Origin of the sequence: Kitasatospora sp. NPDC059571, from assembly GCF_042735675.1 — a bacterium.
Lineage (GTDB): Bacteria > Actinomycetota > Actinomycetes > Streptomycetales > Streptomycetaceae > Kitasatospora.
This window is the reverse complement of sequence record NZ_JBHWBW010000337.1, coordinates 1-7,535: the sequence shown is the minus strand read 5'-3', so window position 1 is coordinate 7,535 and position 7,535 is coordinate 1. Positions and strand designations below refer to the sequence as shown.

General features: G+C 74.1%; 4 protein-coding genes. All 4 read left to right on the top strand.

Annotated features, from left to right (window positions below; translation table 11 throughout):
- Positions 1 to 205 precede the first annotated feature (205 nt).
- The 4 genes from ACFV0G_RS28500 (at position 206) to ACFV0G_RS28485 (ending at position 7,399) form a co-directional block, all read left to right on the top strand.
- The gene (locus ACFV0G_RS28500) at positions 206 to 1,843 is read left to right on the top strand and encodes a glycosyltransferase (RefSeq protein ID WP_380554069.1); all 1,638 of its coding nucleotides are present in this window, start codon (positions 206 to 208) and stop codon (positions 1,841 to 1,843) included.
- A gap of 189 nt (positions 1,844 to 2,032) precedes the next feature.
- Positions 2,033 to 4,918 carry a CDP-glycerol glycerophosphotransferase family protein gene (locus ACFV0G_RS28495; RefSeq protein ID WP_380554066.1) on the top strand — a complete coding sequence of 962 codons (2,886 nt, stop codon included), beginning with the start codon at positions 2,033 to 2,035 and terminating at the stop codon, positions 4,916 to 4,918.
- Positions 4,915 to 6,057 carry a glycosyltransferase gene (locus ACFV0G_RS28490; RefSeq protein WP_380554063.1) on the top strand — a complete coding sequence of 381 codons (1,143 nt, stop codon included), beginning with the start codon at positions 4,915 to 4,917 and terminating at the stop codon, positions 6,055 to 6,057. The genes ACFV0G_RS28495 and ACFV0G_RS28490 overlap by 4 nt, the downstream gene beginning before the upstream one ends.
- Before the next feature lie 268 nt (positions 6,058 to 6,325).
- Positions 6,326 to 7,399 carry a S1C family serine protease gene (locus ACFV0G_RS28485; RefSeq protein WP_380554075.1) on the top strand — a complete coding sequence of 358 codons (1,074 nt, stop codon included), beginning with the start codon at positions 6,326 to 6,328 and terminating at the stop codon, positions 7,397 to 7,399.
- Positions 7,400 to 7,535 lie beyond the last annotated feature (136 nt).

Below are 7,535 nucleotides of genomic sequence, written 5' to 3'. Positions count from 1 at the left end.
AACCACTTGCCCGCCGATGTATCCGGCGCCGCCGGGGATAAACCCCCACATGCACCAAAACATAGGCGGGCGCCCGACCGGCCAGCCCGCGGCCGCCGCGGGCGCCCCGGCCGGGAACGATCAGGGCGAGTTATCGGACACCCTGATAAGTACGGTCCGGTACGATCGCAGGCGGTTATCGTCAGCGGGAGGAGCAGGTCGCGGGATGACCGCCAGCACTCCCGGTACGGCACCGAGAACCGCACCCCAGGTCAGCATCGTGGTGATCGTCTTCGACGATGCCGCGCACGTCGGCGACGCGGTGCGCTCCGCACTGGCCCAGGGCGACGCCGTCGCCGAGGTCGTCGTGGTCGACGACGCCTCCACCGACGCCACCCCCGAGCGCCTCGCCCGGCTCGCCGCGGCCGATCCGCGCGTGAGAGTCATCACGCGGACCGAGAACAGCGGCGGCTGCGGCACCCCCCGCAACCAGGGCCTGGACGCCGCCGCGGCCCCCTACGTGATGCTGCTCGACAGCGACGACGTGCTCGCCCCCGACGCCGTGAACGGCCTGCTCGCCACCGCCCTCGCCGAACAGGCCGACGTGGTCGCCGGCGTCTGCGTGCGGCGCGAGCTGCCGGCCGGCACCGACACCCCCTGGCAGCGCGACCTCTTCCCCGCCGCCGGGGCGCCCCCGCGCCGCTACGACGGCATCGGCGAGCGGCCCGGCTTCCTGCGCGACACCCTCTGCGTGAACAAGCTCTACCGCCGGGACTTCCTGGAGAAGCACCAGGTCCGCTTCGCCGAGGGCCCGGTGCACTACGAGGACTTCGTCTTCACCGCCCGCCTCTACGCCGCCCGGCCCCGGCTGGTCGCCGTCGGCGACACCGTCTACCTCTGGCACGTCCGCCGCGAGGCCGGCCGCCAGTCGATCTCGCTGCGCCGCGACGAGATCCGCAACTGGCAGGACCGGGTGGACGCGCACGCCGAGGCCGTCCGGATCCTGGCCGACGCCCCCGAACCGGGCCTCGCCGACGCCGCCCGCACCAAGTTCGTCGACCACGACCTGCGGATGTACCTCCGCGAGCTGCGGCAGAAGCCGGCCGGCTACCGCGGCGCCTGGTGGCGCACCGCCCGCGCCCACCTGACCGGCTTCGGCCCGCAGGCGCTCGCCGCCGCCAGCCCCTCGGGCCGCTGGCTGGCCGAACTGCTGCTGGCCCGCCCCGAGCCGGTCGAGGGCACCGAGCTGGCCCGCGCCTGCGAACTCGCCGCCAGCCCGCCCCGGCTCGCCCCGCCGTACCTCACCGACGACGACGGCCGGCCCGTGCTGGCCGCGGGCGTCCCGCTGACCGGCCTCGCCGACCTGCCGACCGCCGCCCTGCCGCTCGCCGTCGACGGCAGCGTCCGGCTCGGCCCGGTCTGCGCCGTCCGGCTGCGCGTCCACGACCCGTACGGCCTGGTCTCCGCCGCCCGCCCGGTCGACGCCCAGCTGGAGCTCCGCACCCGGCTCGGCCCCCCGCTCACCCTGCGCCGCCGCCTCGACCTCACCCCGCACCCGGACGGCGGCTGGACGGCCGCCACCAGCGTCGACGCCTTCGAACTGCGCGACGTCGGCGAGATGACCGCCTGGGCGCTGCGGGTCGGCATCGGCTTCGCGGACGGCGCCCGGACGGTCACCTCCGTCCGCGCACCCGGCCTCACCAAGCGGCACGCGGTGGTCTACCGGCCGCCCGTGCGGCTCGCCCTGGCACAGGCGTACCGGACCGCCAACGGCGAACTCGGCCTGCGCGTCGCGGACGGCATCCGCGGCGGCTGGGAGGTCGTCCGGGCCCGGCTGCGCAGGGCCCTCGCCCGGCGCGGCTGACACGCCCGCCAGCGCGGCCCCGCGCACCGCCCGAACAGGCCGAACGCGCCCGCCGCCGCCCGCCCGGACGCCCGGGGGACGGGGCACACCCCGGGCGGTGGGAGAATTCATCCGATTCCCACAATGCCGTGGCTCAATCGACCGAGCACGAAAACCCTCAGCGCCACCGACGACAAGGACCCTCGCTCCATGCCCTCCAGCCAGGCGCAGCCGCTGGTCAGCGTCATCGTGATCGTCTACAACGACGCCGCCCGGCTGCCCCGGGCGGTGGCTTCCGCACTCGGCCAGTCGCTGCGCGGCCTGGAGGTGCTGATCGTCGACGACTGCTCGACCGACGACAGCTTCGCCGTGGCCCAGCGCCTGGAGCGGGAGCACCCCGGCCGTGTCCGCGCCCTGCAGCTGCCCGCCAACAGCGGCGGCTGCGGCGCCCCCCGCAACCACGGCGTCGCCGAGGCCCGCGGCGAGTACGTGATGTTCCTGGACAGCGACGACGAGCTCGCCGAGCACGCCGCCCGCAACCTCTACGAGGCCGGCACCCGCAGCGGCGCCGACCTGGTCTCCGGCCTGAGCGTGCGGCGCTTCCTCGGCAACCGGTTCGGCAAGACCGACGCCTGGTACCCGTGGATCTACTCGCGGACCCGCACCCTGGACTCCATCGCCGAGCTGCCCGACCTGCTGGTCTGGGACACCCTCTCCACCAACAAGGCGTACCGCCGGGCCTTCCTCGCCGAGCACGCGCTGACCTTCCCGGTCGGCATCCTCTACGAGGACCTGCTCTTCTCCTCGCAGGCCTACCTCGCCGCCGAGAAGATCACCCTGATCCCCAACCGGGTCTACTGGTGGGACGTCGCCCCGCCGGCCAAGGGCGAGCGCTCGCTCTCCAACCGCCGCCACGAGATCCGCAACTTCACCGACCGGCTGGAGATCCACCGCCGGATCGACGCGATGCTCGCCGACCGCGGCCTGGCCGAGCTGAAGTACCGCAAGGACGTGAAGTTCCTCAAGCACGACCTGGTGCTCCACCTGCGCGACCTGCCGTTCCTGCCCGACGACTTCCGCAAGGAGTTCGCCGAGCACGCCCGCGGCTACCTGTCCGGCCTCGCCCCCGAGGCCTACGACGAGGTCGGCAGCCCGCAGCGGGTCTGCGCCTACCTGCTCGGGCAGGACGACTGGGACAACCTGCTGCCCGCCATCGACACCCTGATCAACCGCGACAAGCTCGCCGCCCCGCTCGTCGAGCGCGACGGCCGGGTCTTCTTCTGCCCCGAGCACCTCGACGACCCCGAGGGCCGCCGGGTGCTGGACGTCACCGCCCACGGCTACCACGACGCCCCGCTGCGCAAGCTCTTCCTGCGCAACCGGCTCACCCACTACGGCGCCGGACCGCGCGGCATCGAGCTCGCCGGGCGGATCGTCAACCCGCTCGGCCGGATCCCCGAGGACGCCAAGCTCTCCGCCCGGCTGGAGTTCTCGCCCCGCCGCAAGGGCATGAAGGGCCGCTCCTTCCCGGTCGCGGACATCCGCCACGACGGCGACGGCATCACCTGGCGGGCCACCGCCGACCTCGCGCGCAAGCTGCGCCCGATCGGCGTCCTCGACGCCGTCTGGGACGTCCGCTGCACCCTCACCGTCAACGGCGAGCGCACCACCAGCCGGCTCACCGTCGGCGACCTCGACCTCGCCGGGGCACCCTCCCCGGCGGTGCGGCCCCGGCTGACCCGGCTCACCGGCGACCGACTCGCCCCGCACGCCACCGCCCGCGGCCACCTCGCCTTCGAGCTCGCCGCCGAGGGCGCCGCCGCCCGCCGCGGCACCGACCTGATCGAGCGCGCACTGCGCGGCGAGGCCTCGGCCCTCGCCAACACCGCCGCCGACCGCGCCCGCCGCACCGTCCGCGGCGCGCTCCAGCTGCGCCGCACCGTCAACGGCGGTGACACCAAGCTGAAGGTCTACCACCAGCTGCTGCAGAAGTTGCCGGTGGTCAAGGGCCAGGTCGTCTTCGAGAGCCAGCAGGGCCGCCAGTACAGCGACAGCCCGCGCGCGGTCTACGAGGAGCTGGTGCGCCGCGGCGCACCGATGAAGCCGGTCTGGTCCTACGCGGGCAGCACCGAGGGCTTCCCCTCCGGGGCGACCCTCGTGCGGCGCTGGTCCTGGCAGTACCTGCGGGCCCTCGCCCAGGCCGAGTTCTGGGTGGACAACCAGGGCTACCCGTACCGGCTGCGCAAGCGCCCGGAGACCACCTACATCCAGACCTGGCACGGCTCGGCGCTCAAGAAGATGGGCTTCGACCTGGCCTCGCTCAAGCGCCAGACGCCCGTCCAGCAGGCCGAGTACCTGGCGGGGCTGGAGCGCTTCGACCACTTCGTGGTCCGCTCCGAGCACGACGTGCGCACCCTCGCGCCCGCGTACCGGATCGGCGAGGAGCGGCTGCTGCGGGCCGGCTACCCGCGCAACGACGCGCTGCTGCGCCCGGGGGCGGTGAAGGACCGCCAGCTGGCCGGGGAGCTCGGCATCGACCTCGACAAGCCGGTGGTGCTCTACGCGCCGACCTTCCGGGCGGACGCCCGCGGCACGGTCCGGGCGTTCGAGCTGCCCTTCGACGTGGAGGAGTTCGCCGAGCGCTTCGGCGACCGGATGACGCTGCTGGTGCGCTGCCACTACCTGAACCGGGTGGTGCTGCCGCCGTCCGTGCGCGGCCGGGTGGTGGACGTCTCGGCGGTCCAGGACGTCACCCCGCTCTACCTGATGGCGGACGCGCTGATCACCGACTACTCGTCGCTGATGTTCGACTATGCGCTGCTGGACCGGCCGATGCTGTTCTTCGCCTACGACTGGGACGAGTACGCGGACGACCTCCGCGGCACGTACTTCGACCTGCTCACCGAGGCGCCCGGCCCGGTCCTGCGGGACGCCGGCGAGCTGTTCGGGGCACTGGAGGAGCTGCCGGCGGTCGGCGAGAAGTACGCGGACGCCCGCCGGGAGTTCGCGGCGGCGTACGGCGAGTACGACCGGGGCGACGCGGCGGCCCGGATCGCCGACCTGATGTTCGGTGCGGAACGGGAGGCGCAGGCGTGAGCCGCGACATCTTCATCGTCAGCAACAGCGTGGACGAGCTCGGCGGTGTCGCCAGCTGGTCGCACCGGATGGCCGAACTGCTCACCGGGCGCGGCCACCGCGTCGAGCTGATCGGCATCAGCCCGGCCGTGGTGCACAAGGACTTCGGCGACGACCTGCCGTACGGGATGACCACCCTGTACGACGGGCAGCCGCCGGCCGCCTGGACCCCGCGCTACCCGTGGCAGCAGCTGGACGTCCGGGCCCGGCGCCGCAACGCCGCCCGGGCGGCCGGCATGCGCGAGGCCGCCGAGCGGATGAGCGAGCTCTTCCGCGCGGCCCGGCCGGGCGCCGTGGTGATCGTCACTCAGGTCTGGGCGATGGAGTGGGTGGCACTGGCGGACCTGAAGGGCCTGCACGTCATCGGGATGAGCCACGAGTCCTTCGACACCTGCCGCGCCTCCTCCCGGTTCGCCCGGGTGCAGCGCTACTACGCGGACGTGGACCGGCTGGTGGTGCTGACCGACGAGGACGCCGACGCCTGGATCCGCCGGGGCATGAACTCCACCTGCGGGATCCCCAACCCGCTGCCGTTCCCGATCCCGGCGGCCGGCGCCCCGGCCGCCCGGACGGTCGTCTCGATCGGCCGGCTGGCCCAGGAGAAGGGCGTCGACCTGCTGCTGGAGACCTGGGCGGAGGCGGTCGCCGACCGCCCCGGCTGGCAGCTGAGGATCTACGGCGTCGGCGAGGAGGAGGACGCGCTGCGGGCGCAGTGCACCGCGCTCGGGCTGGACGGCTCGGTCGAGTTCGCCGGCCGGACCGACGACGTGCCCGGGACGCTGGCCGGGGCCGGGCTGTTCGTGCTCTCCTCGCGCGGCGAGGGCTTCCCGATCTCGCTGATGGAGGCCATGGCGTGCGGTGTGCCGTGCGTGGCCTTCGACTGCGCACCGGGCGTGCACGAGATCATCCGCGACGGTGAGGACGGGCTGCTCGCCCCGGTCGGCAACACCTCGGCGCTGGCCCGCCAGCTCGGGCGCCTGATGGACGACCAGGAACTGCGGGACACGATGGGCGAGCGGGCCCGGGCGGCGATCGCCCGGTACGCGCCGGACCGGGTGCTGGACCGCTGGGAGGACCTGTTCGCGCTGCTGGAGGCGTGACCGCGGCCCAACACCCCGCGCCCGCGGGGCAGGACACGACCCCGCCGCGGGGCAGGACGTGAGCCCGCCGCGGGGCGTGCGGCTGTAGGCAGGGGCGCCCGGATCGTCGGGCGCGCCCTACCGGAGAACCGGACATATCGGTGGAATGCTGGCGAAGTCAGATCTGCTGACCCGTCCGCCGCCTTCTGGAGGATCTCCGGTGCGCCCGAAGAAGGAACCCACCCGCCCCTACCCGGCGGGCCCGCGCCCCACCGGGCCGAAGCTCTGGCTGCTGCCCGGCGCGGCGGTGGCCCTGACGGGCCTGCTGGCGAGTGGCTGCACCAGCGGCTCCGGCTCCACGGCGGCCTCCGGCTCGGCGTCGCCCTCCGGCTCCGCCTCGCGGACCCCCTCGGCGGCCCCCTCCGGCTCCGGCACCGACCTCCAGTCCGACTACCAGCGGGTGATCCGCAACGTGCTGCCCTCGGTGGTGCAGATCACCTCGGGTGACAGCCTGGGCTCCGGCATCGTCTACGACGCCAAGGGCGACATCGTCACCAATGCGCACGTCGTCGGGACGGCGCAGAGCTTCACCGTCACCCTGGCCAACAGCACCACCCCGCTGGCCGCGACCCTGGTCGGCAGCTACCCGGACTCCGACCTCGCGGTGATCAGGCTCTCCAGCCCGCCCGGGAGCCTCAAGCCGGCCTCCTTCGGCGATTCGAGCAAGGTCGAGGTCGGCCAGATCACCCTCGCCATGGGCAGCCCGCTGGGCCTGGCCAGCAGCGTCACCCAGGGCATCGTCTCCGCGACCGGGCGGACGGTCACCGAACCCGGGGGCAACGGATCGCCCGGCGCCACCATCGGCAACATGGTGCAGACCTCGGCCGCGATCAACCCCGGCAACAGCGGCGGCGCCCTGGTCAACCTCGACAGCAAGGTGATCGGCATCAACACCCTGGCCGCGGTCGACCAGGAGCTCAACGGCAGCGCCGCACCCGGCATCGGCTTCGCCATCCCGTCGGCCACCATCACCAGCATCGCCGACCAGCTGATCAAGGACGGCAAGGTCACCAACTCGGGCCGGGCCGCGCTCGGCGTCACCGCCCGGACCTACTTCGACAGCAACTTCCAGCCGGCCGGCGCGGTGATCGTCAGCGTCACCCAGGGCGGCGCCGCCCAAGCGGCCGGCCTCCAGCCGGGCGACGTGATCACCAAGCTGGGCGACACCGACATCACCTCGCTGAACTCACTGACCACCGCGCTCGCCGCGCTCACCCCCGGCAGCCAGGTCGCCGTCACCTACTCCCGCAACGGTCAGAGCCAGACCGCCCAGGTGACCCTCGGGACCCTGCCCACCAGCTGAGATCCCGCCCCCGAACCGGGCCCGGCGGCCGTACCCGCAAGGGCGGGGGGGGCGCGGGGGCCCCCCCCCCCCCCCCCCCCCCCCCCCCCCCCCCCCCCCCGGGCGCCGGCGGCCCCGCCCCCCGGCGCCGCCCGCG

Bases quoted from the DNA above. Each gene is read 5' to 3' on its own strand.
- ACFV0G_RS28500 (WP_380554069.1), top strand. From the start codon at position 206: ATGACCGCCAGCACTCCCGGTACGGCACCGAGAACCGCACCCCAGGTC.
- ACFV0G_RS28495 (WP_380554066.1), top strand. From the start codon at position 2,033: ATGCCCTCCAGCCAGGCGCAGCCGCTGGTCAGCGTCATCGTGATCGTC.